The sequence below is a fragment of the Enterococcus infantis genome, from assembly GCF_049166715.1.
Classification (GTDB): domain Bacteria; phylum Bacillota; class Bacilli; order Lactobacillales; family Enterococcaceae; genus Enterococcus_C; species Enterococcus_C leclercqii.
The window spans coordinates 68,833-93,104 of record NZ_JBMHFB010000004.1 but is presented as its reverse complement, the minus strand read 5'-3'; the positions used below and the strand labels follow the sequence as shown (position 1 = coordinate 93,104).

General features: G+C 42.7%; 20 protein-coding genes. 3 read left to right on the top strand and 17 right to left on the bottom strand.

The window, feature by feature from the left end; translation table 11 throughout:
* Positions 1-3: 3 nt before the first annotated feature.
* The 11 genes from ACOMA8_RS05850 to ACOMA8_RS05800 form a co-directional block, all read right to left on the bottom strand.
* Positions 4-2,256, bottom strand: coding sequence for a hypothetical protein (locus ACOMA8_RS05850; RefSeq protein ID WP_421369286.1), 2,253 nt, complete (start codon positions 2,254-2,256; stop codon positions 4-6).
* Positions 2,257-2,709: 453 nt separating this feature from the next.
* Complete coding sequence (locus ACOMA8_RS05845) at positions 2,710-4,290, bottom strand: peptide chain release factor 3 (RefSeq protein WP_421369284.1); 1,581 nt, start codon at positions 4,288-4,290, stop codon at positions 2,710-2,712.
* Positions 4,291-4,548: 258 nt separating this feature from the next.
* Positions 4,549-5,511: a tagatose-bisphosphate aldolase gene (lacD, locus tag ACOMA8_RS05840; protein ID WP_421369282.1), complete on the bottom strand. Its 963-nt coding sequence runs from the start codon at positions 5,509-5,511 to the stop codon at positions 4,549-4,551.
* A gap of 577 nt (positions 5,512-6,088) precedes the next feature.
* Positions 6,089-10,438: a PolC-type DNA polymerase III gene (locus ACOMA8_RS05835; RefSeq protein WP_421369280.1), complete on the bottom strand. Its 4,350-nt coding sequence runs from the start codon at positions 10,436-10,438 to the stop codon at positions 6,089-6,091.
* Between the two features lie 159 nt (positions 10,439-10,597).
* Entirely contained in the window at positions 10,598-12,313 is a 1,716-nt protein-coding gene (locus ACOMA8_RS05830; protein ID WP_421369278.1) for a proline--tRNA ligase, read from the bottom strand.
* 43 nt (positions 12,314-12,356) lie between these two features.
* Complete coding sequence (gene rseP / locus ACOMA8_RS05825; protein WP_161900548.1) at positions 12,357-13,628, bottom strand: RIP metalloprotease RseP; 1,272 nt, start codon at positions 13,626-13,628, stop codon at positions 12,357-12,359.
* 334 nt (positions 13,629-13,962) lie between these two features.
* Entirely contained in the window at positions 13,963-14,763 is an 801-nt protein-coding gene (locus ACOMA8_RS05820; protein ID WP_161900547.1) for a phosphatidate cytidylyltransferase, read from the bottom strand.
* Positions 14,764-14,846: 83 nt separating this feature from the next.
* On the bottom strand, positions 14,847-15,671 hold the full coding sequence (locus ACOMA8_RS05815) for an isoprenyl transferase (protein ID WP_161900546.1): 825 nt from the start codon (positions 15,669-15,671) through the stop codon (positions 14,847-14,849).
* 222 nt (positions 15,672-15,893) lie between these two features.
* Positions 15,894-16,280 (bottom strand): MmcQ/YjbR family DNA-binding protein, encoded by a 387-nt coding sequence (locus tag ACOMA8_RS05810; protein WP_421369275.1) that lies wholly within the window; start codon positions 16,278-16,280, stop codon positions 15,894-15,896.
* Positions 16,281-16,523: 243 nt separating this feature from the next.
* Positions 16,524-17,141, bottom strand: a complete 618-nt coding sequence (gene yqeK / locus ACOMA8_RS05805; RefSeq protein ID WP_421369273.1) for a bis(5'-nucleosyl)-tetraphosphatase (symmetrical) YqeK — start codon at positions 17,139-17,141, stop codon at positions 16,524-16,526.
* 14 nt (positions 17,142-17,155) lie between these two features.
* On the bottom strand, positions 17,156-17,683 hold the full coding sequence (locus tag ACOMA8_RS05800) for a GNAT family N-acetyltransferase (RefSeq protein WP_161900543.1): 528 nt from the start codon (positions 17,681-17,683) through the stop codon (positions 17,156-17,158).
* A 257-nt stretch (positions 17,684-17,940) separates the two neighbouring features.
* Between ACOMA8_RS05800 and ACOMA8_RS05795 the strand changes: the two genes are divergently transcribed.
* Positions 17,941-18,627 (top strand): phosphoribosylaminoimidazolesuccinocarboxamide synthase, encoded by a 687-nt coding sequence (locus ACOMA8_RS05795; RefSeq protein ID WP_421369270.1) that lies wholly within the window; start codon positions 17,941-17,943, stop codon positions 18,625-18,627.
* A 203-nt stretch (positions 18,628-18,830) separates the two neighbouring features.
* On the opposite strand, the gene frr is transcribed toward ACOMA8_RS05795, so the two are convergent.
* The 6 genes from frr to ACOMA8_RS05765 all read right to left on the bottom strand — a co-directional run bounded on the left by frr (position 18,831) and on the right by ACOMA8_RS05765 (position 23,209).
* Positions 18,831-19,388, bottom strand: a complete 558-nt coding sequence (gene frr / locus ACOMA8_RS05790) for a ribosome recycling factor (RefSeq protein ID WP_161900541.1) — start codon at positions 19,386-19,388, stop codon at positions 18,831-18,833.
* 1 nt (position 19,389) lies between these two features.
* Positions 19,390-20,112, bottom strand: coding sequence for a UMP kinase (pyrH, locus tag ACOMA8_RS05785; protein WP_161900540.1), 723 nt, complete (start codon positions 20,110-20,112; stop codon positions 19,390-19,392).
* A gap of 151 nt (positions 20,113-20,263) precedes the next feature.
* A complete protein-coding gene (gene tsf / locus ACOMA8_RS05780; RefSeq protein ID WP_161900539.1) occupies positions 20,264-21,148 on the bottom strand; it encodes a translation elongation factor Ts in 885 nt (294 codons plus the stop codon).
* Positions 21,149-21,328: 180 nt separating this feature from the next.
* The gene (rpsB, locus tag ACOMA8_RS05775) at positions 21,329-22,126 is read right to left on the bottom strand and encodes a 30S ribosomal protein S2 (RefSeq protein WP_161900538.1); all 798 of its coding nucleotides are present in this window, start codon (positions 22,124-22,126) and stop codon (positions 21,329-21,331) included.
* Positions 22,127-22,499: 373 nt separating this feature from the next.
* Positions 22,500-22,931 carry an SgcJ/EcaC family oxidoreductase gene (locus ACOMA8_RS05770; protein ID WP_161900537.1) on the bottom strand — a complete coding sequence of 144 codons (432 nt, stop codon included), beginning with the start codon at positions 22,929-22,931 and terminating at the stop codon, positions 22,500-22,502.
* A 47-nt stretch (positions 22,932-22,978) separates the two neighbouring features.
* Positions 22,979-23,209, bottom strand: coding sequence for a hypothetical protein (locus ACOMA8_RS05765; protein ID WP_421369267.1), 231 nt, complete (start codon positions 23,207-23,209; stop codon positions 22,979-22,981).
* Positions 23,210-23,412: 203 nt separating this feature from the next.
* Here ACOMA8_RS05765 and argR point away from each other — a divergent pair, with 203 nt between their 5' ends.
* Positions 23,413-23,883: an arginine repressor gene (argR, locus tag ACOMA8_RS05760; protein WP_421369265.1), complete on the top strand. Its 471-nt coding sequence runs from the start codon at positions 23,413-23,415 to the stop codon at positions 23,881-23,883.
* Positions 23,884-23,944: 61 nt separating this feature from the next.
* On the top strand, positions 23,945-24,226 hold the full coding sequence (locus ACOMA8_RS05755) for a hypothetical protein (protein WP_237580470.1): 282 nt from the start codon (positions 23,945-23,947) through the stop codon (positions 24,224-24,226).
* Positions 24,227-24,272 lie beyond the last annotated feature (46 nt).

Here is a 24,272-nt window from a genome sequence, read left to right as displayed (position 1 = left end):
TCGTTAATCCCCCGTTCTAGTAAATTCTAAAATCATATTATATTTTGGTTTAATTTCTTTACCCGCGTTACCAAAATACTCGCCAGTAAACCGTAAATTTATTTGTTGATCGATTTCTAACGTTCCCATGCTAGCATCTTTTAAATCCTTTATTAAAGTAGTTGGTTCTTCGTTATCTTTTGCTAGCTGTAAAAATAAATGATCTTGTGTATCACCGTCTGTATTTTCTAACAAGATAATGCCAGAATCACTATTTTCACTAAATGTATCTATCTTTAATTCAATTGGATAAGCACTATTGTTTTTGACTCGATAACGTTGTGAGGTGACTATTAATCGTCTACCCTCTTCAGACATTTCGGTATTAAAGAACATTTCAGTTGGGAATGACACATTGAGTGTATCAGTCTTTGTAGTAAAAGGTACTTCATACCACTCACTATCACCTGATTCAAAGCCCGTTTTGATTTGGACATAGAGCCAATATTCTGTCTGTCCTGCTAAACCGGTAAATTCTACAGAACTTGTAATTTCTGCTTCAGTAAGCTCTGTTGCTTCTTCTGCTTCTTCTGCTTCTTCTGCTTTTGCTTCTATCTTTTGTTCAGCGATTTTATCAGTAACATTAAAGCTTTCAGTATCTTGCTGCTTACTAAATAGCAAATAATCTACGCCAGTAATAACATTATTATTGGTCAAATAATCAGTCAGATTAAAAGCAGCGCTAGTATCTTTAACCACTTGTTTGACATCTCGTATCACCGCTGGATTGGGCAGGCGTTGTAAGACAATACTTTTTGCTCCTCGAATCGTTGTTTTTTCGTCATCTGTAAAGTCAGGTAATGGACTTAACATGAAGTCTCCCTTATCTGAAGTAATGGTATCACCCTGGTTAATAATTGTGTTTATAGGCGTGTTGCCTGCCGTAATACCGTAACCGGTAATGTCGTCGACAAATTCAAAAAATGTGAACCCTGCATTAACTGGTTCACTATTTGTTGATTTAGAAACATTAAAAGATAAGCGATAAGCATTATCAATAATGAAATTTGCTGCAGAGATGGTATTACTAAAAACTTGGCTATCATCCGTTACAGCCATATTTAACGTTGAGTCCTTCGCAAAATTGAATGTGGAAGCATCAGAAAAATTAAACTTTCTCGCAAAAGTTAAGTCGAGTTTTCCACCCTTATCAACTTGAAGATTCATTGGTCGACTACTATTAACAAACGTTTCACCACCACTTATTTTCAGCGACGCTCCTTCACCAATTTTCATCGTTCCATTAGCTGAATAGTTATCAACAAACTGGCTACTCGTTGTGTTATAATCCACAACCGCTCCTGCTTCTAATTCAAAACTGAAATTACTACCAGACGTCTCAATCGAATTGGCCCACCCCGTAGCATGCTCAATCTTCGTATGGCTATTTTCTTTAAAAAGGAAATGATTACATTCCGCAAACTCTTGGGAGTAAGAGCCCGTTTGAACAGTAAAATAATTAGTACCGGAAAAAACAATTTTGCTACCAGTCCCACGATTATGAAAAGGTTGAGCAGCCGAAGTGGAATAATAATTAATATTCTCTACTTCAATCGTAACATTTGAATTACCATTACCTTGGCAAAAGCCAAAATAATCGTAAGCATCAACAGAATAATCTTCAGACCCAAATATCATATTTTGTAACTTTACTGAAACATTGGCTTTTGTAACTTGTAAAGCACGGTTACGCTTACTATCGTTATAAGAAAGCGTTCGGCCATTGCCATCAATAGTAACATCACTCGTGATATCAATATACGAGCTACCCTCTTCGAATCGAAAAACTTCATCAGAATCAGCTAGTTGAATGTAAGAAACTTTATCTATTTCAATTGCTGTTCTTAACTCAGCTGAGTTCTCAACGATCCGAGGATCAGCTTGGGAAGTACCGCTACCACTTGCCTGCACGCCTACAGCACGACTGGCACTTTCTTTTGTTGGCTGATTATTAGAGTCACTTTCTTTAACACTGCCATCTGTCACTTGTCCATCATCGATTACTTGTTCTCTAGAATCAGCGCTTATTTGATTCTCATGAATTTCGTTTTCTGTATCATTAATTTCTAATTTTTCAGTGGATTCATTAGTTGTTTCATATGTTCCTTCACTTGAGCTTTCATCATAGCTTTCCGTCACTGAAAGTGAGGAAGAGCTCGTTGCAAAAAAAAACTGAGTAACTAAAATCAAAATGCTTAGTTTTTTTATACCGATCATTTTACATAATCTCCTTTCTTCAATAATTGAAACCAATTATTTAAATTAAAAAATTTATAATTTATTAATCTAATATTAATTTATAATTTGATAATTTTCAAATAAAATGAATATTATTCAAATCATTTCATTAGAAAATAGCTGATTGCTTGAACTATTGACTTTTAGAAAGCACAATAAAGAGCTACAATATAAACAAATTTTGCGTGGTTACACTAAAACAAGAATCTCTCGGAAAACAGTGCATTTTTCCGAGAGATTCTTGTTTTTTTCGATATATGGAAAATTCTAGATTACCCTCTAATCTGTAGCCTGCGTCGGCTCCTACATTTATTTTATCAAAAAATTCCATGAAGCGAACGTAATCACGCCATTTCACAGGATTTTTGTAAGTAACTTATGTTACGGCTTCTATACCAACAGTGTAATCTATTACAGAATGAAAAAACATTCTTACATCAAGCTCTTCAATTGTACTTTCGGATACTTATCAGCAAACCAGCGTTCGGCAAATTGATTTTCAAATAAAAACAGTGGTTGGTCAAAACGGTCCCGCGCCAAGATGTTGCGGCTGGAGCTCATTTTTTCATCCAAGTCCGCTGGATCAATCCAGCGGGCGATTTTGTGCCCCATTGGTGTCATTACGACTTCGGCATTGTACTCGTTTTGCATCCGATATTGGAACACTTCAAACTGCAACTGACCTACCGCACCGATGATGTATTCTTCAGTCAGATAAGTCTTGTACAATTGAATGGCACCTTCTTGGACCAGCTGATAGATTCCTTTATGGAAGGATTTTTGTTTCATCACATTTTTAGCTTGCACTTTCATGAACAGTTCCGGTGTAAAGGAAGGGAGTTCTTCATAAGCGACTTTCAGCTTTCCTTCGTACAAGGTATCACCGATTTGATAGTTGCCGGTATCATAGACCCCAATGATATCCCCGGCAACCGCTTCTTGAATATTCTCACGGGTATCCGCCATAAACTGGGTGACATTGGCCAGCTTCATTTTCTTGCCGGTTCTTTCCAAAAAGATATCCATGCCTCGCTCAAAAGTACCTGAACAGATTCGTACAAAGGCAATCCGATCTCGGTGAGCCGGATTCATATTGGCTTGAATTTTGAAGACAAATCCGGAAAATTCTGGCTCATACGGACTGATTTCTTTTCCGTCAACCGTCTTATGACCATATGGCGATGGGGCAAATTCCAAGAATGTTTCTAAGAAGGTCTGCACGCCAAATTTCGTCAGCGCAGAGCCAAAGAATACCGGCGTCTGATCGCCCCGTGCAATTTTTTTACGGTCAAAGCTATCCCCGGCTTCTTTCAACAATTCCACTTCTTCTTGGACCTGTCCAAAAAGGCTGTTGCCGTTTAATGGGTGGTCTGCAGGAATACCGCCCGCTTCATCCAAGGAAACAAAGCGTTCACCACCGTAATTGTCGGGACGATAAAGTTCAACTCGATTGTTATAGATGTCGTACAGCCCTTCCAAGCCTTTTCCCATCCCAATCGGCCAGTTCATCGGATAAGACTCGATATCCAAGAGCTCTTCTAATTCTTCCAGCAAATCCAGCGGTTCTCGCCCATCACGGTCCAATTTATTGATGAAAGTAAAAATTGGGATGCCCCGTTTTTTGACTACTTGAAACAGCTTTTTGGTTTGTGCTTCGATACCTTTGGCGCTATCGATGACCATAACCGCACTATCAACTGCCATCAGCGTACGATAAGTATCTTCAGAAAAATCTTCGTGCCCAGGGGTATCCAAAATGTTTACCCGCTTGTCATCATAATCAAACTGCATCACCGAACTGGTAACGGAGATTCCCCGTTGTTTCTCGATTTCCATCCAGTCAGATTTGGCAAAATTGCCGGTCTTTTTCCCTTTTACCGTCCCAGCCTGGCGAATCGCACCACCAAATAAAAGCAGCTGCTCGGTGATCGTCGTTTTCCCGGCGTCCGGGTGACTAATGATAGCAAATGTACGGCGCATATCGACTTCTTGTCGTAAATTCGGATTATTCATAGTTTTGGTAACTCCGTTTCTTAAATTCTCTACCTGAAGACTGATTACTTGCTGAGGATGATCCTCTTAAACTCAAGTTGTGGCTACATTGGCACAAGTCTCCTTTGCATTTTTTCAACTAGCCTAGTATAGCATGAAAGTCTTCTCTCTGTGAACTTTCAGAAAAAATGTTCCTAAAAAAGCTGTCAAGTGAAGATCACTTGGCAGCTTTTGACTATCTTTATCTAAAACACGCATCCTTTTTAAGCAACTTAAAGATCAAAAAGGTTTGGCATTTTCTTTTAGAATTGCATTCAAGGCTTCAATGTCTTTTCGCCCTTGCGTCTGCATCCAGTGACGACAAGCTTCCTCGCCTTCTTTGACAAATGGCGGTAGCCCGGCAGCCCAAGTTGCTCGGCCGCACAAAACACCGCGGAATGTTGCACCGGCTTCACCGGCAAACTTCAGTGTTTCTTGAAACAGCTCAGTTGTCACACCGGCACTCAAAAAAATGTATGGCTTGTCAGTGACTTCCCCTTGTTCCTTGAAGTAAGCGAGGGCTTCTTCACGAGTATAGGCAATGTCGCCGTCAGTAAAGCCTTCAACAAAGGTCATATTTACCGGTACTTCCATTTTCAAAACGTCAATGCCGTAACGATCTTTGGCAAATTCTTTCATCATTTCCAGCACTTTACGGGGTTTCTTTTTAGCAAAGGCTAAATCATTTGTCGGTTGATTGGCATCATAAGCGATTAATTCCACAAAAAGCGGAATGTCTTCAGCCGCACATTCTGAACCAATTCGTTCCACGAATGCTTGTTTCTGATCATTGATGGCTTTGTCTTCATCAACGTCATAGTAAAGCAAAAATTTCACTGCATCTGAGCCCATTTCTTTAATCCGTTTCACCGACATATGGTCCAAAAGATCAGGAAACCGTTGATCTCCACTACCATCATATCCGGTTTTTTCATAAGAAGTCAGCAGCCCCGCATCTTTTGACCGTGCTTTACCAGCGGGGATCCCATATTCTGGGTCCAATAAAATCGCTGATGCATACTTTGTAAGTTCCTCTGAAGCGATTTTTTTGAATTCGATCACTTCTTCATCAGTAGCTGGTACCCCTTTGTCTTTTTCAATCATCTTTTTCAAGGAGCCCCGCTGATCAATGGCCAAGGCATTGATAAAGCCATCTTCGTTGCATAACGCTTTCAAATATGCTTTTTTCTTTTCTGATAACATGTCGCATCCTCCTTCAAGAGCTTTGATTCCTACACATTCATGCTACGCGCTTTACAATTTTTTTTCAAACGATAGCCATCACTGTAGACTCATCGCAAATACATTGTCAAAAGTTTGTCAGCCGTTGAAAGGTTAATGACGAAAAAACAAAGAAATGTCACGACTTATTTCCAAGTACTAAGCGAGCGGATGTTTAACCACAATTAATAGAACTATACAGATGAGGAAAATTTGTGACCCTCTTGATGTCTTTGTCCGAAAAGAGAACATCCCCATACGTGTCAAGAGAAGGGAATGATGCTGACTTCCATTGATGAAATCAAGGAAAGTCTGTGTTTGAAATTTTTAGCAATGAAAAGCCGACGATCGTCCAATGATTTTAGTGGAAGATCGTCGGCTTTTGGCTCTCACGTTTGGTATTGTTTGCTTCAGAGGACGGTGACTCAACTATTGGCACAGCCCCTTGTCTTTTACTTGTATTCCATATCTGGAATTGCTCGAATTGCTTGCTTCAAAGAAGGGTGATCCCAATTTTCGGGGCAGTTTGACTAGATTCAACAGGAAAAGCAGCTCTTAATCAAAACATGTCAAATAGTGAAAGCTGATTCTCGTCCGGCAGACCCTTCAAAACGCCATTTTCATTCATATAATCGATTAAGGTTTGTGAGACTTTGCCTCGTTTCGCCAGGTCCTCTTTTGAAAGAAACGGACCATCTTTACGGGCTTCTACGATCTGCTTAGCGACGTTGTCTCCCAAGCTCGGTACTGCTCTGAAAGGTGCAATCAGCTTGTTGCCGTCAATTACAAAGTTTACAGCGTCGGATTTGTAGAGGTCGATCATCCCAAATTCAAAACCACGTTCCAGCATTTCATTGGCTAATTCCAAGACGGTCAACAGGTTTTTTTCTTTGGTAGAAGCATCAAGCCCTTTGTCATTGATCTCTTTCATAAGGTCTTTGACGGCATCTTTTCCTCGCGACATGGCAACTAAATCGAAATCATTGGCTCGGACTGAGAAGTAGGCACAATAATACAAAATCGGATGGTACACTTTAAAGTAGGCTACCCGCAGCGCCATCAACACGTAGGCCGCCGCATGGGCTTTTGGAAACATATATTTGATCTTGGAACAAGAATCAATGTACCAATCCGGCACACTGTTTTCTTTCATAGCCGTCAAAAATTTGTTTCGTTTCTCATCATCAATCTTGCTCCATTGCCCTTTACGTACTGTTTCCATAATCGTAAATGCCGTACCAGGATCAAGTCCGGCGTGCATCAAGTAAACCATGATGTCATCCCGACAGCCGATTACCACTGCCAAGGTAGCTTTCCCCTGCTTAATTAATTCTTCAGCATTCCCTAACCAAACATCTGTACCATGAGACAAGCCGGAGATCTGCAGCAGTTCAGCAAAGGTCGAAGGATGGGTCTCTTCCAACATGCCTCGGACAAACCGCGTCCCAAATTCCGGGATACCCAGCGTCCCTGTCTCTGAGCCAATCTGTTGTGGGGTTACCCCTAAAACTTCAGGGGATTCAAAAATTCGCATCACTTCCGGATCGTCTGTCGGAATTGTCTTCGGATCAATTCCCGAAAGGTCTTGCAACATCCGGATTACAGTAGGATCATCGTGTCCCAGAATATCCAGCTTTAAGATATTGTCATGAATGGAATGGAAATCAAAGTGCGTGGTGCGCCATTCAGAATTCAGATCATCTGCCGGGTATTGGATCGGAGTAAAATCATAGACATCCATATAATCCGGGATTACGATAATCCCCCCCGGATGCTGTCCAGTCGTTCGCTTAACTCCGGTAGCACCGGCAGCCAAACGATCTATCTCAGCGCCTCGCAACCGCAGATTATTGTCTCGCTCGTAACCCTTTACGTACCCATAGGCGGTTTTGTCAGCAACGGTACCGATTGTTCCCGCACGATAAACATAATCTTCACCGAAAAGAACCTTCGTGTAGTTATGAGCTCGTGGTTGATATTCTCCTGAAAAGTTCAAATCAATATCGGGGACTTTATCCCCATGGAATCCCAGAAAGGTTTCAAAGGGAATATCGTGCCCGTCTTTTTTCAATCGTGTGCCACATTTTGGACAGGCCTTTTCCGGCATATCAAAACCAGAACCATAAGAGCCGTCTTCATAAAACTCGGAATATTGGCATTCGGGGCAATAATAATGAGGGGCTAAAGGATTAACCTCAGTGATCCCAGTCATTGTCGCGACAAAGCTGGACCCGACTGATCCACGGGAACCTACCAGATACCCGTCTTCATTACTTTTATGCACCAGTTTTTGGGAAATCAAGTAAATCACTGAAAACCCATTACCAATGATTGAGTTCAATTCTTTTTCCAAACGTTTTTCAACAATGTCAGGCAGTGGGTCACCATAGAGTTCCCGTGCTCGATTGTATGACAAATCGGTGATTTCCTGCTCAGAACCAGGAATTTTCGGCGTGTAAAGTTCATCTTTTACAGGAATAATGGTCTCACACATATCAGCGATTTTATTCGGATTGGTGACTACCAGTTCTTTGGCCTTTTCTTCTCCCAGAAACTGGAAGGCAGTCAGCATCTCATCTGTGGTACGGAAATGAACATCCGGCAGCGGCTGGCGGCTTAAAGGATTCCCACTTTGAGATTTGATCAAAATCTCCCGATAGATAGCATCTTCTTTTTCCATGTAGTGGGCATTTCCCGTCGCACAAACCGGCTTATTTAATTCTTCCCCGATTTTCACCAAGTTTCGCATAATCTCTTCTAAAGAAGATTCATTTTTGATATTCTCCATCAAAATCAATGGTTCATAGACAGCTTTGGGCATGATTTCAATATAGTCGTAAAATTCGGCTAACTTTTTGGCTTCATCATACCCTTTTTGCATCAGAGTCATAAAGACTTCGCCTTTGTCGCAAGCCGTTCCTACAATCAATCCCTCCCGCAATTTCACCAATTCGGAACGGGGAATCCGGGGAACACCGCCATAAAAATACTTTACATTTCCCAAAGAAATCAACTTGAAGAGATTTTTCAGCCCCGCTTGTGTGGTTGCCATAACGGTTGCATGAAAAGGACGGGCAGCTTTATAGGCATTTTCTCCTGCCATGTGTCGATTTAAATCAGCATGTAAAAACATCTCATGATTTTCCATCGCTTCTTTGATGAAGATCCATGCCAAGTGACCCGTAGCCTCCGCATCAAAAATCGCCCGGTGAGCATTTTCCAGAGAAACTCCGAATTTTTTCGTCAATGTTCCCAAATTGAGCCGTTTCAACTCTGGATGTAAAAAGCGTGCCAACTCCAGTGTGTCAATCACCGGATTGTCCGCTTCAGGGATACCCAGTCGTTTGTATGTGTGGTTAATAAAGCCCATATCAAAAGAAGCATTGTGGGCAACTAAGATAGCCCCTTCAGAAAACTCTTTGAAAGCCTGCATAACTTCTTGCTCGGGAGTGGAGCCTCGCAGCATTTCATCAGTGATTCCTGTCAGATTGACAATGGTTTGTGACAAAGGATGTCCGGGATTGATAAACTCATCAAAGGTCCCGATGACATTTCCTTTATGCATCTTGACGCCAGCTAACTCGATGATCGTATCGTAAACCGCAGACAACCCAGTGGTTTCCACGTCAAAAACGACATAGGTGGCATCTGTCAAAGGAACTTCCGCTGAGTTATAAGCGATAGGAACACCATCGTCTACAACATACGCTTCCATGCCATAAAGAATTTTTACACCGTTTTTCTTACCTGCACTATGGGCATCTGGGAAAGACTGGGCACCCCCATGGTCAGTGATAGCAATGGCTTTGTGTCCCCATTTAGCCGCTTGAGAAACAAAGTCCCCGATACTGTTTGTGGCATCCATGGTACTCATATTGGAATGCAGATGAAGTTCTACGCGTTTTTCATCTTCAGGAGCGTAGTCTTTACGACTCTCATGCTTGACTTCCACTAAGTCTTGGGCAAACATTACCAAATCCCTTTGGAAGGTATCTTCTTGGATGCTCCCGCGGATTTTCATCCAACAGCCTTTACTGATATTGTCAAAGACCTGCTCGTCTTTTTCTCCATTGGAAAACTTCTTGACAATAAAAGATGAGGTATAATCGGTAATCTTTAATGTCAAAATTTTGCGTTTTGTCCGCAATTCCCGCACTTCGACATCAAAGACATAGCCTTCAATTGTGACACGGCGCTCTTCTTCAATGATATTGATCATTGGCATAATCGGTTCATCTGCAGGAATATTGCGTCCTAATTGCAACGGGCCACTCATTTGAGCCGGCGCCTTCTTCTCTTTTTTCTGTTGCTCATGAGCAGCCAGATTTTCCATTGCTTGTTGCATCATGGCCTCAGCCTGCACTTGTTTTTTGGCTTCAAGTTCTTTTACCGCAGCTTCAGCCTGCTCTTCATCAAAGCGAGCTTCCAGACGAAATTTTGGAAAACCCATTCGTTGATACCGCGCTTCGATTAATGGAAAGTAGTTGTCTACCAGATGAGGAATGATGGCCTGATTGTAAATAGGCAAAATAACCTTTTTTTCTTCCAGTAGCGGCAATTGATTTTTAATTGTCTGGGCGACTACTTTCGTATTGCATTCTTGATCAGACATCACCAAAGGCCAATAGGTTTGTAGCAACTCTTCGTCAAGTTGCGGATTGTCGGCTTGAATATTCAATTTTACTTCGGCAATTTCGCGAAATGCCAGCATCAAGTGGTGAGACAAATCTTGGTAAAGGATCACTGGCAAGGTCTGCTTAAAGCCCAATGTAAACTCCCAGATTCGTGACTGTCTATGGACTGTCACCTTTTCAATTCGACCATCTGCTGCCAATAGCGCTTGTGCCGCGTCATCAGTCAGTTGCATCTGATCCAGCAGGACAATAAATTTCTCATTTTTTTCTGACATTCTTTGGCCTCCTGATTTTGTTTCAGCATCATCCAGTATACCTTTTTTTGACGGTTCTTTCATTAAGAATCACTTGGAGAATTTTTCATGAGCTTAACAAAAAAGCTTTGAAGAAAGCAACTGGGTCTACTTCCAGCGCTTTCTTCAAAGGTTCTTTTTTTAAACTTCTTCTGCCGATGCCAGTAAAATTGGAATCGTATCGAGCAGCTCTTCTTTACGAACTTCCACCATCGCTCCGGTGCGTTTCAGTTTAATTTCTACAATGTTCTCCATTGCCTTTTTACCGACTGTGATCCGCAACGGGCAACCGATCAAATCTGCGTCAGCAAACTTAACTCCGGCCCGCTCATTGCGATCATCCACCAGTACTTGATAACCGTGTTCGGACAGACTAGTTTCCAGTTCGTCTGTCAAACGACTTTGAAAATCATCCGTCATGTTCATCTGCACGATATGCAAATCAAAAGGTGCGATTGCCCGCGGCCAACTGATGCCTTCTTCGTCGGCATATTGCTCTACCACTGTCGCTAAAAGACGGGTGATTCCGATGCCATAACTACCTGCTAAGACCGGTACATATTGTCCGGTCTCGTCCAACACCTCGGCATCCAGAGCTTCACTATAACGGGTCCCTAGTTTGAAAATATGACCAATCTCGATGCCCCGCGTGAACTGCAATACCCCTTTTCCATCAGGTGAAGGTTCCCCTTCTTTGACGTAACGCAGATCGCTAAAGGAAAGTGGTTTAAAATCACGTCCGGGATTCACATTTCGGTAGTGCTGGCCGGTTTGATTTGCACCGACGATTCCGTTACTGATGTCTTGCACTTGTAGATCGGCATAAAGCGCAATTTCCGGAGGCAATGCCACCGGTCCCAATGATCCAAATTCCGCTCCCAACAAAGCTTCTGCTTCTTCCGGTGCGGCTTCTCTCAAAAATAAGACTCCCAGCATCCGTTTGACTTTGGCTTCATTGACTTCTTGATCCCCCCGAACCAATATCATCACTGGACGTTCATCAGCCAAATACAGCATCGACTTGATGATTTTTGTCAGTGGGACTTGTAGATAGTCCGCTACCTGCTCGATCGTTTTGATTTCTGGGGTCGCCACTTTCTCCAACTCTTGATAAGACTCCTGCGCCCGCTTTTTTGAATAGAGGCTCGTCGCCATTTCAAGACTTGCCGCATAGTCACTTTCTGTTGAATAGCAAACCACATCTTCGCCAATGGCTGAGGTAGCCAAAAACTCTTTTGACTCGCTGCCCCCCATCAAGCCGTTGTCCCCAATAACTGTGCGGAAAGCAACGCCACAGCGGGTAAATATCTTCCGATAGGCCCGCTCATAATTACGATAAGTTTCTTCTAAGCTCGTTTCTGAACTGTGAAAAGAATAGCCGTCTTGCATCAAAAACTCGCGGCTTTTCAACAAACCATGGCGCGGCCTTTGTTCGTCTCGAAACTTCGCTTGAATCTGAAACAAACTAATTGGCAAGCGTTTATAGGAGTTGACTTCATCTGCAATCAACTTCGTAAAAAGCTCTTCGTGAGTAGGTGCCAATAGCTGGACCCGCTCGTTGCGATCAATCACTTTATACAGACTTTGACCATAAGCCTGTAAACGTTCAGTGGCTTCCCAAAGATCAATCGGCAACAGATGAGACATTGCCATCTCATCTGCCCCAATTGCTGCCAATTCTTCACGAATAATCCCTTTAATTTTTTCCAACACCCGCCATGCCAGCGGTAAATACGCATACACCCCGGAGGAAATCTGGCGAATAAATCCGCCGCGCAGAAGCATTTGTGAACTCAACGCACCAACCTCACTGCCCAACTCCCTCAAGGTAGGTATCAACATTTTCGATTGTCTCATCGTAACCCTCTCTTTATCCCTTCTCTTACCTGTTCACGGACTATCAGCGAAAGAAGAAGCGCTGGATATCATTCCAAGTGACTAAGATCATCAACAACATCAATGCTGCAAAGCCGATTAAGTTCAACAACCCCTCTTTTTCAACGCTAAGAGGCTTGCCACGAATCCCTTCAATCACGTTTAATACGAGCTTACCACCATCCAATGCTGGAAATGGAAACAGATTTAGGATCCCCAGATTCATTGATAAAATCGCAACAAATCCTAAGATAGTGATAAATCCTTGCTGAGCTGCTTGTGAAGACATCTGGAAAATCGCAACTGGGCCGCCCAATTTATCTAGATCCGGTTTTACGATTAAGTCTCCCAATGCTTTGAAAATGTTCAAAGAGTTAGCCACTGCCAGTTGCATCCCACCGACGATTTTATCGACGAATCCGGTCTTGATCGGTGCTTGAATGCCAATACGCACGGACTTTTGCTCTCCTTCTGTCACTGTTTCAGGAGTTACTTTAGTTTCAAAAGTCTCACTTCCTCGTTTAACCGATAACGTCAGTGTTTTATCAGGATTTGCCAAAATCGTTGCTGAAAGATCATCCCAATTGCTAATCTTTTTCTCGTTGATAGACTCAATCTGGTCACCAGCTTTCAAGCCAGCTGCCTGAGCGGGACTGTCTGGTTGGATTTCACCAATACGATTGGTATTAGTAACTGCCACACCGCCTTGCATGAAGGCGATGACGATAAACAATAAAATAGCCAAAATAAAATTATTCATTGGACCGGCAAAATTGGTCAGCATTCGGCGACTCAGTTTTGCTGATTGAAACTGGACATCTTTCGGTGCGATTCGCACTTCGACTCCGTCTTGTTCAATAATCGTGGCATCGTGCAACACTTCATAGCGGATCAGTTGTGACTCATCATTGTTGACATACCCTGAGTAATACAGCTGATTTTCCAAATCAAAAGCCTCTGTTACCACAGGAATGCCATTAGTCAGCTGAACCTTGGAAGAGGTATTTATTTTGGCAACGCGCCCTTGCTCATCTAACTGCAATGTCACCGGCATTCCCCGAGTAATCTCCGTTTCGTCTTCACCGACTCCGGCCATACGGACATAGCCACCAATTGGTAACAAACGCAGCGTATAAGCCGTCCCATCTTTGCCTTGGTGTCCAAAAATCTTTGGCCCCATGCCAATCGAAAATTCTCTTACCAGTATCCCGGCGCGGCGAGCAAAAAAGAAATGCCCGAACTCGTGGAAAATTACCACCACGCTGAAGACGATTAAAAATGTCAAAAGACCTTTCATCGTGTTTCCTCACTTTCATGATATTCAATCAAAGTTTTAAGCAGGCATTTCGCCCTTTTCAAAAAACGCTCAGCCTTAGCTGAACTCCTTCTCATTTTATCATACTCATCGGCAAAGGTGGGACCACTGTAAAAAACGTAAAGTGTTTGTCATATAAAGCCAACTCCTCTATCTTTAAGCTCCTTACTATTTATGAGAACGTTTTAGTAAGTTCATACCCACAAGATAAGCTTGACCATCAATTCCTACTATCAATGGCTGCCACGGAGCTGTCCCAACCACGACGACAATAAAAAAACCGAGACAGCCCGTGTCCCGGTTTAAAGTTTTCTTATTAAAATACGCCTAAAAGGTGCATGATAGGAAACACAAACAACATGCTGTCGAAACGATCCAATATGCCGCCGTGTCCCGGTAAGATATTCCCGGAATCTTTGACATCAAAGTGCCGTTTGATTGCTGATTCCACCAAATCGCCGAACTGGCCAACAATCGAAAATACAACGGTTAATAAGAGTAGGATTGGCAGGCTGTGACCAAAATTTTGCTTGCTGGAGAAAGCTAAAACATAGATCAACGCAACCACCACTGCACTGAGAATACCACCGAGGGCTCCTTCTACCGTCTTATTCGGAGAAATCTCAGGCCAGAGTTTTCGTTTGCCGATCTGTCGGCCAATCATATAAGCCCCGATATCTGTCGCCCATACAATAAATAGTCCAAATAAAAGCATAATCAAGCTTTCGCTGCGGGCGTTAACAAATTCCCGGAAACCAACACCAACATACAAACTGACTAAAACAGGAAACCCCGCTTCATCGACAGTGTACATATTTTTAGATACCACAGATGCTCCCAAAAGCAACATCACGGTTAAATAAAACAGCATCGTGCTGTCGGTTTCAGTCGGTAGCCAGAAAAACCAGCGCTCCTTTGGCAGTACTAAGAAAATTGCACCCAATGCCGCTAAAATTCCTTCAAAGCTGACGACATTTAAGCCTTTCATACGGAACATTTCATACACACCGACAACCGCCAGGACAGCTGCCGTGATTTCTACTGCGATGCCGCCAACCATCAAGATTGGAATGAACAATGCCAGCGCCACAACAGCAGTGATTACTCGTTGTCTCATTCTATTACCTCCAATATCAAAAAATGATTCATTTTGGAGCCGTCTTATATAGAAGATACAGCGGCCCCACTTATTCAAACATGTTAGGAGTCAGAATCTACAGCTTTTTTATCCGACTTCAAACCGCCAAAGCGACGATCACGATTTTGGAAGGAAGCAATAGCCATCTCCAAAAGCTCGCCATTAAAATCCGGCCATAAAGCATCCGTGAAGAAAAATTCACTATAGGCAATCTGCCACAAAAGAAAATTGCTGATTCGCTCTTCCCCACTAGTCCGGATCAAAAGCTCAGGATCTCGCAACTCTTTAGGTAAAAAGCCTGTCATCAGGTGATTGGCAATCATTTCTTCATCCACGACTGTCGCTACCTCTTCCACAGGCAGTCCTTGTGCCAATGCGTCTTTCACAATTGCTTGCGTAGCTGTCACAATCTCTGCGCGACTTCCGTAGTTCAAGGCAAAATTCAACACCATCCCGGTATTGTCCTTCGTTTGCTCTATTGCTCGCTTCACAGCATCCTGCGTATGGGCCGGCAGAAAGTCGGTATACCCCATCACATGGACTCTAACATTTTCTTTGATCAATTCTGGTACAAAAGTATCAAAAAAATCTACCGGAAGTTGCATCAGAAAATTCACTTCATCAGTGGGACGTTTCCAGTTTTCTGTTGAGAAGGCATACAACGTCAACACCTTAACCCCTAGTTTGGAGGCGTGTTTTGTCACCGTCTTAACCGTCTCCATCCCTTCTTGATGGCCTGCCACTCTTGGCAGACGACGATTTTGAGCCCAACGTCCATTGCCGTCCATGATCACTGCGATATGCTTTGGAATAGTGCCTTTGGGATCAAAAGCAAACTCTGCTTCTTCCTGTACATACTTGTTCTTTTGCGGAAATAACCGCCACATAGGGATTCCCTCATTTCTACAAAGAATTGCCAGAAACTATTATACCATTAATCAATTAAAAGCCCGTAAAAAATCACAAGACTGCAAGAAAACTTTAACTCAGCACTGCTGCGAAATTCAAGTTTTCCCGCAAAACACATTCTTTTCAAAAAAAGAGACCAATCACCTATGATCTCTTCGCTTTTATCATTCACAAGAACTTTTCCGTAAATTTGCTACTTTTTAGTCATCAGTCAGTTCTTCACGAATTTTTTTAGGCAGTTTTAATACGACCAAATCATAGGAGACTTTGATTAATCTGCAGATTTCTTCGTCGGTAAAAGCTGTGTTCGCCAGATAAACAGAATTCCAATGAGTCTTGTTGGTGTAGTAACCGGCAATCACCACTCCCGGATAGAGCTCTCGCAGTTCTTCGTTTTTTTCCGGCCGATTTTTTAACGTGATAATCGCTTTGGAATCACCAACCAGACTCATCATTCCAAACATCTTCCCGGCAATCTCAAAGTAGTTTGTGTCCCAGTCTTTTCGGTGATAACTCCGAGCATTTGGTAAACTTCCAGCGTAGGCCATAAATTTCTCTATTCTTGATGAAACAGTGCGTTCATCCACAGTGATTCCACCTTTCATTTACTAACACAACTTTATCACAAAAAATAAGAAAGCGTTTGTTCACAGCTAACCGAAATGATCAGCGAAAAGCTTTTAATCGCAGTCGCAGTTTTTTTCCTGGCATGTCGTTAACAAAAAACGAATCTCGCATACCATAAAACGCCAAATCACGCAGTTGTTATAATCTAGGCGGATACATAGGTTGTTGACAAAAAGGATTCGAATCTTTGATAGTCTATCACGTCAAGACTTTATCGTTTTCAATGGGATTGCCAATTGCCTTTTTGCGGCCAGTGCCCAAGGATGGATGACCTGGATGTCGTGATGAAACAGCCAGTCCAAATAAACTAACGAGGCTTTGTGCAACTCACCTTCCTCTAACACAGCAAGGACATCCTTCAGATAAGGCGGGGTTTGTCTCCGATCCCATTTGATTTTGTCAGCGATAAACAGACAATGATCAAAATCAGAGGCCCCTTTTTTAAGGGTCGTGTGACAAGCAATCGCCGACAAAATCGCTGAATCAGTAATACCAAAGCAGTTTTGTGCAATTATTGCCGACTGTTGTTGATGCAACAACAATGGCAAGTGCCGCTCGGCTGATAACACGTCTTTTCCCAACTCATTTTGAAAAGCCACTCGCTCTTCATTTGGGATCACCACTGAGATATCATGGAGCAAGCCTGCTTGATACGCTGCCTGTGGGTCTAAGCCAAAGTGCATTGCCGTCAAGCGTGCTTCGTCTGCGACTTCAGTTAAATGGTTAAGGAGATACTCTTTATTGAAGAGGGACAGGTAATTTGTGACCTGCTCTTCTAAAGTCTTCCCCACCGGTAGTATTAAATAGGTTTCTTTCAGCATGTCCAATTCCCCCATTAAGTCAGAACCCAATAGCGTCTTACCAGGTGTTTCGTCTCAGGATTGATTCGTTTGTCTTCCAAGCGGCCACCACAAGCTTCAATAACCGCTGCCGATGCCTGATTTTGATCATCACAAGTAATCAAGACTCGCTTTAGCCCTTCTGCTTGGGCAAACACCAGACCTAGTTTTAACATTTTACGGCCATAGCCTCTGTTTTGAACATCAGGACGTATCGCATAACCGATATGCCCACCGAAGTTTTCCAAGTAATCATTCAAAGCCGTTCGCAGATTCAACATTCCGACAATTTCGCTACCATCGATCAGAATAAACTGCAAGCCCCGCACCAAACCCGCCGGAACCCTTGAAGTAGCAGCCATTTCATTTAAAGATTCTAACCAGTCCGTAACTGACGCTGCTTGACTAAGACCAGAAGTCCCAGGAATTCCGTCTGGTGCTGGATAGAATGCCTCTCGAAATAGTAAAATCTGTTCTTCCCACCTGCTGTCAGGCAAAATCAAGCGCAACGTGCTTATTGACATTACATCCAACTCCTTTTAGTCGCTGCCATTATTTCTCAAATGGATGGCAGCGTGACTACATAGATTAGCTACTGAATAAGTATAACAGAATCAGAACTTCCACAACGGCTAAAAACAGAATCCATTTTGTTTTTATCCAAAATACCTGCTTTATTTCGCAAAGTTTATGAAACTTTCGTAATATTTGTCGACAGATCTTATAACAGGTGTTACATTTTGACTAAACTAACACAAAACACGAACAAAGGAGTGCACTAATGAACAAATTGTACGATGGTAAAACGAAAACAGTCTTTAAAGATGAAACAACTGGGGAGGTTTGGCTTCTTTTTAAAGACAGTGCGACTGGTGAAGATGGCGTATTCGATCCCGGCTCTAATACTGTCGGCGGTAGCGTCGAAGGCAAAGGAAAAATCGGTCTTGCTGTCTCACGTTACTATTTTGAATTGATGGAATCAAAGGGGGTTCCTACTCATTATCTTGGAGCTGAGCTGGAAACCGGTATGATGAAGGTTCGCCAATTGACAGTGCCACCATTGGAGTTTGTCCTGCGTTACGAAACTGCCGGCAGCATGTGTCGCCGATTCGATCTTGCGGAGAAGATCCCTTTTGAGCCAGTTTACACAGAAGTTACTTTAAAATCAGATGCACAAGGAGATCCGCTGATTACAGATCGTCTCTGTCAGATGAAAAACCTGTTACTGCCAGGACAATATGACCAAGCCTTAGCGATACTGGAAAAAGTAGGCGCGGTTTTAAAAGAAGATTTAGCTAAAATGGATTTGACGCTCATTGATTTAAAAATAGAAGTGGGTTACGACGAAGACGGAACTTTGTATGTTGTCGATGAAATCACACCGGATATTTGGCGGGTACGGGACAAAGCGGGTAATATTCCCAACCAGATTGATTGTTCTCAACTAATCTTAGACATGATTGGTTGATCCAAAACCAGTAACAATCGTCTAGTCACCGACCTGCTAAACGTGAGCCGCAAGTAAAAGAGAAGCCCCTTCCATTAGAAAACAGTGGAAGGGGCTTCTCTTTTACTTGTTAAAAATTGCTAACAGGCCTTTTCTTGTCTAGTTGTTGAAATAGCTACCAGCTAGAAAAGATTTGTGTTACAGCCCCGAAAGAGCTGATTTTATTATACTTCCAGCAATTCTTTTTCTTTTTCAGCAGCAATAGCATCCAATTGCTTGATTGCATCGTCTGTCAAAGCTTGAACATCTTTTTCAGCTGTACGGAGATCATCTTCTGTGATATCCCCCGCTTTTTCTTGCTTCTTATAGCCATCTAAGGCGTCCCGACGAATATTGCGGATAGCAATTTTTGCATTTTCTGCTTCTTTTTTCACTTCTTTGGCCAACTCTTTACGGCGTTCTTCCGTCAATTGCGGAATCACCAAACGGATCACAGTACCGTCAGTTTGTGGTGTGATCCCTACATCACTGGTTTGGATGGCTTTTTCGATTTCTTTGATCATTGTTTTGTCAAATGGTGTAATCACCAACAAACGAGCTTCGGGAATACCAATTGAAGCCATTTGGTTGATCGGCGTTGGTACACCATAGTATGAAACCATCACTCGATCCAAGATGCTGGCGTTGGCACGACCGGCACGAATCAAACCCAGTTCCCGTTGCAGCGCTTCTGCTGCTTTTTTCATCTTGTCTTTTGCTTCTTGCATAACTGTGTCTGCCATATTATTTCCCCCTCACTGTAGTTCCGATATTTTCACCCATTACTGCCCGACGGATATTACCGACTTCGTTCAAGTTGAAAACTACTAGTGGAATATCGTTATCCATCGACAGCGAACTTGCGGTTGAATCCATTACTTGTAACCCTTTTGCGATGACATCCAAGTGCGTCAACGTATCGAATTTCACAGCATTGTGATCGAGTTTTGGATCAGCTGAATAAACACCATCGACATTGTTTTTCGCCATTAAGATAACATCGGCATTGATCTCTGCTGCACGTAATGCAGCTGTGGTATCTGTAGAAAAGTAAGGGTTCCCGGTTCCGCCAGCGAAAATTACGATTCGTCCTTTTTCCAAGTGACGTTCTGCCCGACGACGGATATAAGGCTCAGCAATTTGGCGCATTTCGATAGAAGTCTGCACCCGAGTCGGTACTCCTTCATTTTCCAATGTGTCTTGCAATGCCAAAGCATTCATGACTGTTGCCAGCATTCCCATGTAGTCTGCTTGGGCCCGCTCCATTCCCATTTGCGCACCGATTTGTCCTCGCCAGATATTGCCACCACCGACAACGATAGCCATTTCTACGCCCAAATCATGGACCTCTTTGATTTCTTTGACGATTTCTTTGATCGTTGGAGGCTTGATGCCGAAGCCTTCGTCACCTGCCAAAGCTTCACCGCTCAATTTCAGTACCACGCGTTGATATTTAGGTTTTACCATAATGAATTCCTCCGTGTCTTAATGCTATTGTAGCATATCAAAAAAGTTATGCCAGTTGCAAAGAAGGTCCGAAAAATCTTTCGGGACGCTTATTTGCAAAAAAAGGGAGCGCATTTTCATGCGTTCCCAGCTATTCAATTAGCGAATAGTCTTATTTTTTAACTTGGCTCATTACTTCTTCAACAAAGTTATCAACTTTTTTCTCGATACCTTCGCCGACTTCAAAGCGCACGAATGATTTCACTGTGCCACCTTTAGAGGAAACATATTCTTCTACGGTCATGTCAGGATCTTTAACGAAAGGTTGGTCAACCAAGGCGATTTCCGCTTTGAATTTCTTCAGACGGCCTTCAACCATTTTTTCAACGATATTCGCTGGTTTGCCTTCGTTCAATGCTTGTTCAGTCAAGACTGATTTTTCATGTTCCAATTCTGAATCAGGAATTTGGCTTTCGTTGACATAACGAGGATTGATTGCTGCGACGTGCATGGCAACATCTTTAGCAACTGTTTCATCAGTTGTTCCTTCAACTACTGTCAATACAGCGATACGTCCGCCCATGTGCAAGTAGCCACCAAATGCGGCATTGTCATCTTTATCAACAGCTTCAAAACGACGGAAGCTGATTTTTTCACCGATGACTTGAGTAGCTTCGATCAATGCTGCTTCGATCGTTTCGCCTTTAGCATTTTTCATTGCCATTGCTGCGTCCATGTCAGCTGGTTTGTTGGCAGCAACCAATTCAGCGATTTCTTTCACCAAGTCTTGGAACATTTCGTTTTTAGAAACGAAGTCTGTTTCAGAGTTAACTTCAACGATAGCCGCTGTATTGCCGTTGACTGCAACTGCAGCCAAACCTTCAGCAGCGATGCGATCATTTTTCTTGGCAGCTTTCGCCATTCCTTTTTCACGCAACAAATCAACTGCTTTGTCGATATCGCCTTCTACTTCTACCAAGGCGCGTTTTGCGTCCATCATGCCGACACCCGTCATGTCTCGCAGTTCTTTAACTAATTTTGCTGTTACTTCAGCCATTTTAAGTTCCTCCTAAGAAAGATTAATGCGACCTATTTCCTATCTGCCTTTCCCACATCCCTCTATCAAAAGAGACGCACCAGCTAAGACGGAAGAGCCGTTTTATTGCTTTAAAAAAGCTGCTTCAAAGGGAGTGCGGCTTGTTAGCCCAGCCTTTGAAACAGCTCCTCAATTTATTGATTATTCAGCTGAACCTTCAGAAGCGTTGTCGCCTTCAACGACATCAACGATTTCTTCGATTGAAGTTGCATTGCCGGCTTCAGGTGCGAAGTCTTCTGCAACGACAGCTTGATCTTCACCTTGGTTGCCTTCGATGAAAGCATCTGCCATTTTACCAGTGATCAATTTAACCGCGCGGATCGCATCGTCATTTGATGGGATCACAACATCGATTTCATCAGGGTCACAGTTGGTATCAACCATTGCAACGATTGGAATGTTCAATTTACGAGCTTCTTGAACAGCGATACGTTCTTTGCGAGGGTCAACAACATACATTACATCTGGGATGCGAGGCATATCAGCGATACCGCCCAAGAATTTTTCAAGACGTTCGCGTTCTTTGTTCAAGCCCACGACTTCTTTTTTAGGCAATACTTCGAAAGTACCGTCTTCTTCCATTTTGTTGATTTGTTTCAAGCGAGCCACACGTTTTTGGATTGTTTCCCAGTTGGTCAATGTTCCGCCCAACCAACGATGGTTTACGTAAAATTGACCAGCGCGAGTTGCTTCGTCTTTAATTGCTTCTTGTGCTTGTTTTTTAGTACCGACGAACAATGCCACACCGCCGTCTTCGGCAACAGCTTTCATGTAGTCATAAGCTGCATCAACCAATTTAACGGTTTTTTGCAAGTCGATGATGTAGATACCGTTACGTTCTGTGAAGATGTACTTCTTCATTTTAGGATTCCAGCGACGTGTTTGGTGACCAAAGTGTACGCCGGCTTCCAGCAATTGTTTCATGCTGATTACTGCCATTTTGTGTTTCCTCCAATTGGTTTTTTTGTTTTCCTCTCCAATCTTTTAGCTCTTTGAAGAACCAACGATACGTCGGCACCCCTTCGCAGATGAGATAGGATGTGGATTTTAGTGTGATCTGTCACACCTCGAATAGTATACAGTAGCTCCTTAAGAAATGCAACTGCTTTTCATGATAACCACGAAAGTAGCCCCTAAGATTTTCTCGTAACGCTAGATTAGACTTCTCTTCTTCCACTAACCGGTAGTCACTCTATCTGATCGTTATTCCTTCTTTAACATCATTTTGGCTGTAACCGACAAAAAGTCGGCAAGAAGCAACCGGTTAAAACCGTTTTTTACCGACTTTTTCAACCTGTTTTATATAGAAACATCAGTCAGTAGACTTCCCCAGCCCGTTTTGAAAAGCGTGGCGGATCTTAGCGTAGGTTTCAAACGGAGCCGGTGTATACTGCATCAAAACGATTTCCCAGACGGCCTTTTTTTGCAGTAACAACGTGAGGTGGGCCATTCGCTCATCAACAATGTGATCGGTTTGCCGTCTGGTTTTTCCTGTATGGCACCGAAACAGCACGATCGTAGGAGTCAAACGCTTCAGCTCAACTGGTACGGATTGATACAATAGGTCTTGTTCGACTTGAAAAAGATCTTGGACATACTGATAGATTTCATTTTTTCCTTTGACATATGTGCCGTCAAAGGCGATTAACGTACCGTCATTTGCGAAACAAGCCGCGAAATCTCTTGGATTTCGCTGAATCCAGGAGCGCTGCAATTCATTAAATAGCAGTTCTTCTTCCTTCATTTTGATGCACCTCTTTTCCGTAGTTAACTGGTGATTACAAAAAACTTTTATGGCAATTGTGCTGCAAAGTGTGCCATAGCCTCAGTAACTTCGGATACATTTTCAGGCTTCAATAAGGGGATTAATTGTTCTTTTAAAGCGACAAAATCTTCCTTTTTAAAATTACCTGTAGCCTGATCGGCAAAAGACTGAAGTAACAATTTTTCAGCTGTTTCCGTGTCTTCATCGCGGGTACGTTCTTTAAAAAAGTTCAAAAAAAGTTCTTGTTCCTTCAACATAAAAAAGCCTCCTTTTATTTTTTTATTATAGCATCTTCTCCATTTGCAACAAAAATATCCACCTCGGATTTCTTCTGTTCTTTTTAAACCTTTTTTGCTATGATTACGATGAATATCTATGCAGGTTTGGATAGCTCCCTTTTTAGCTCAAGGGTGTTTTCTCAAAATAGTCGTTTAACTACCTGCATGAAAGGAGCAAAATTATGCGCAAAGCCGAGCGTCATGCTATCATCCGGCAAATCATTGCAGCTGAGACAGTGCGTACGCAAGAAGAATTATTGAATTTATTGGAAAAACGTGGTGTCATTGCCACTCAAGCAACCATCTCACGAGACATCCGTGATTTGAAAATCGTAAAGGTGCAAGACAAAGATGGCCAGATTCATTTCGAACTCTTCAATGAATACGAAACAGAGCCTGACAATCACGAAGAAGAAAAACGTTTGATTCGTATGATTGAAGATGTGGTGACCAACGTTGATCGCGTGCAGTTCATCACCATCATCAACACGATGCCAGATAACGCTCAACTAATGGCAGCAGTGATGGATGAGGTCAAAATGCCAGAAAAAGTCACGACGCTGGCAGGGTTTGATACCGTCATCACCATCTGCCGCACAGAAGAGGATGCCGAAAAATTAGCTGATTACTTCCGCAGCCATATGCTCAGTTAAATCCATATTTGACGTCTCTGTTGTGTTATCCCATTGCTGCTGGTAAAGGAGCTGAGAACGGATGAATGGAATGTTCACCGGATTAGACTTGATCTCTGGATTGATTTTTTTCGGATTTAGTGCCACCGCATTACTGCTGATTTTAGGAACACTTCTGAAAATCAGTGGCGGCTTGTTCTGGTCTCGCCCACCGCAACGATTCAAAGACGATCAAAACGCCCCTGAATTTGAAACCGAAGAACGACTAGGCAAGGCGTTCTACCACGTTGTTTTCAAATACGTGCCACCTTTTTTTCTGGGGTTTGTGCTGCTTTTATTCTGGCAACTTTTCTTGCGTAAGTAGCTGTGGTGGTAAGACCTTTTTTATATTACTCTTGGCTTTATATCCA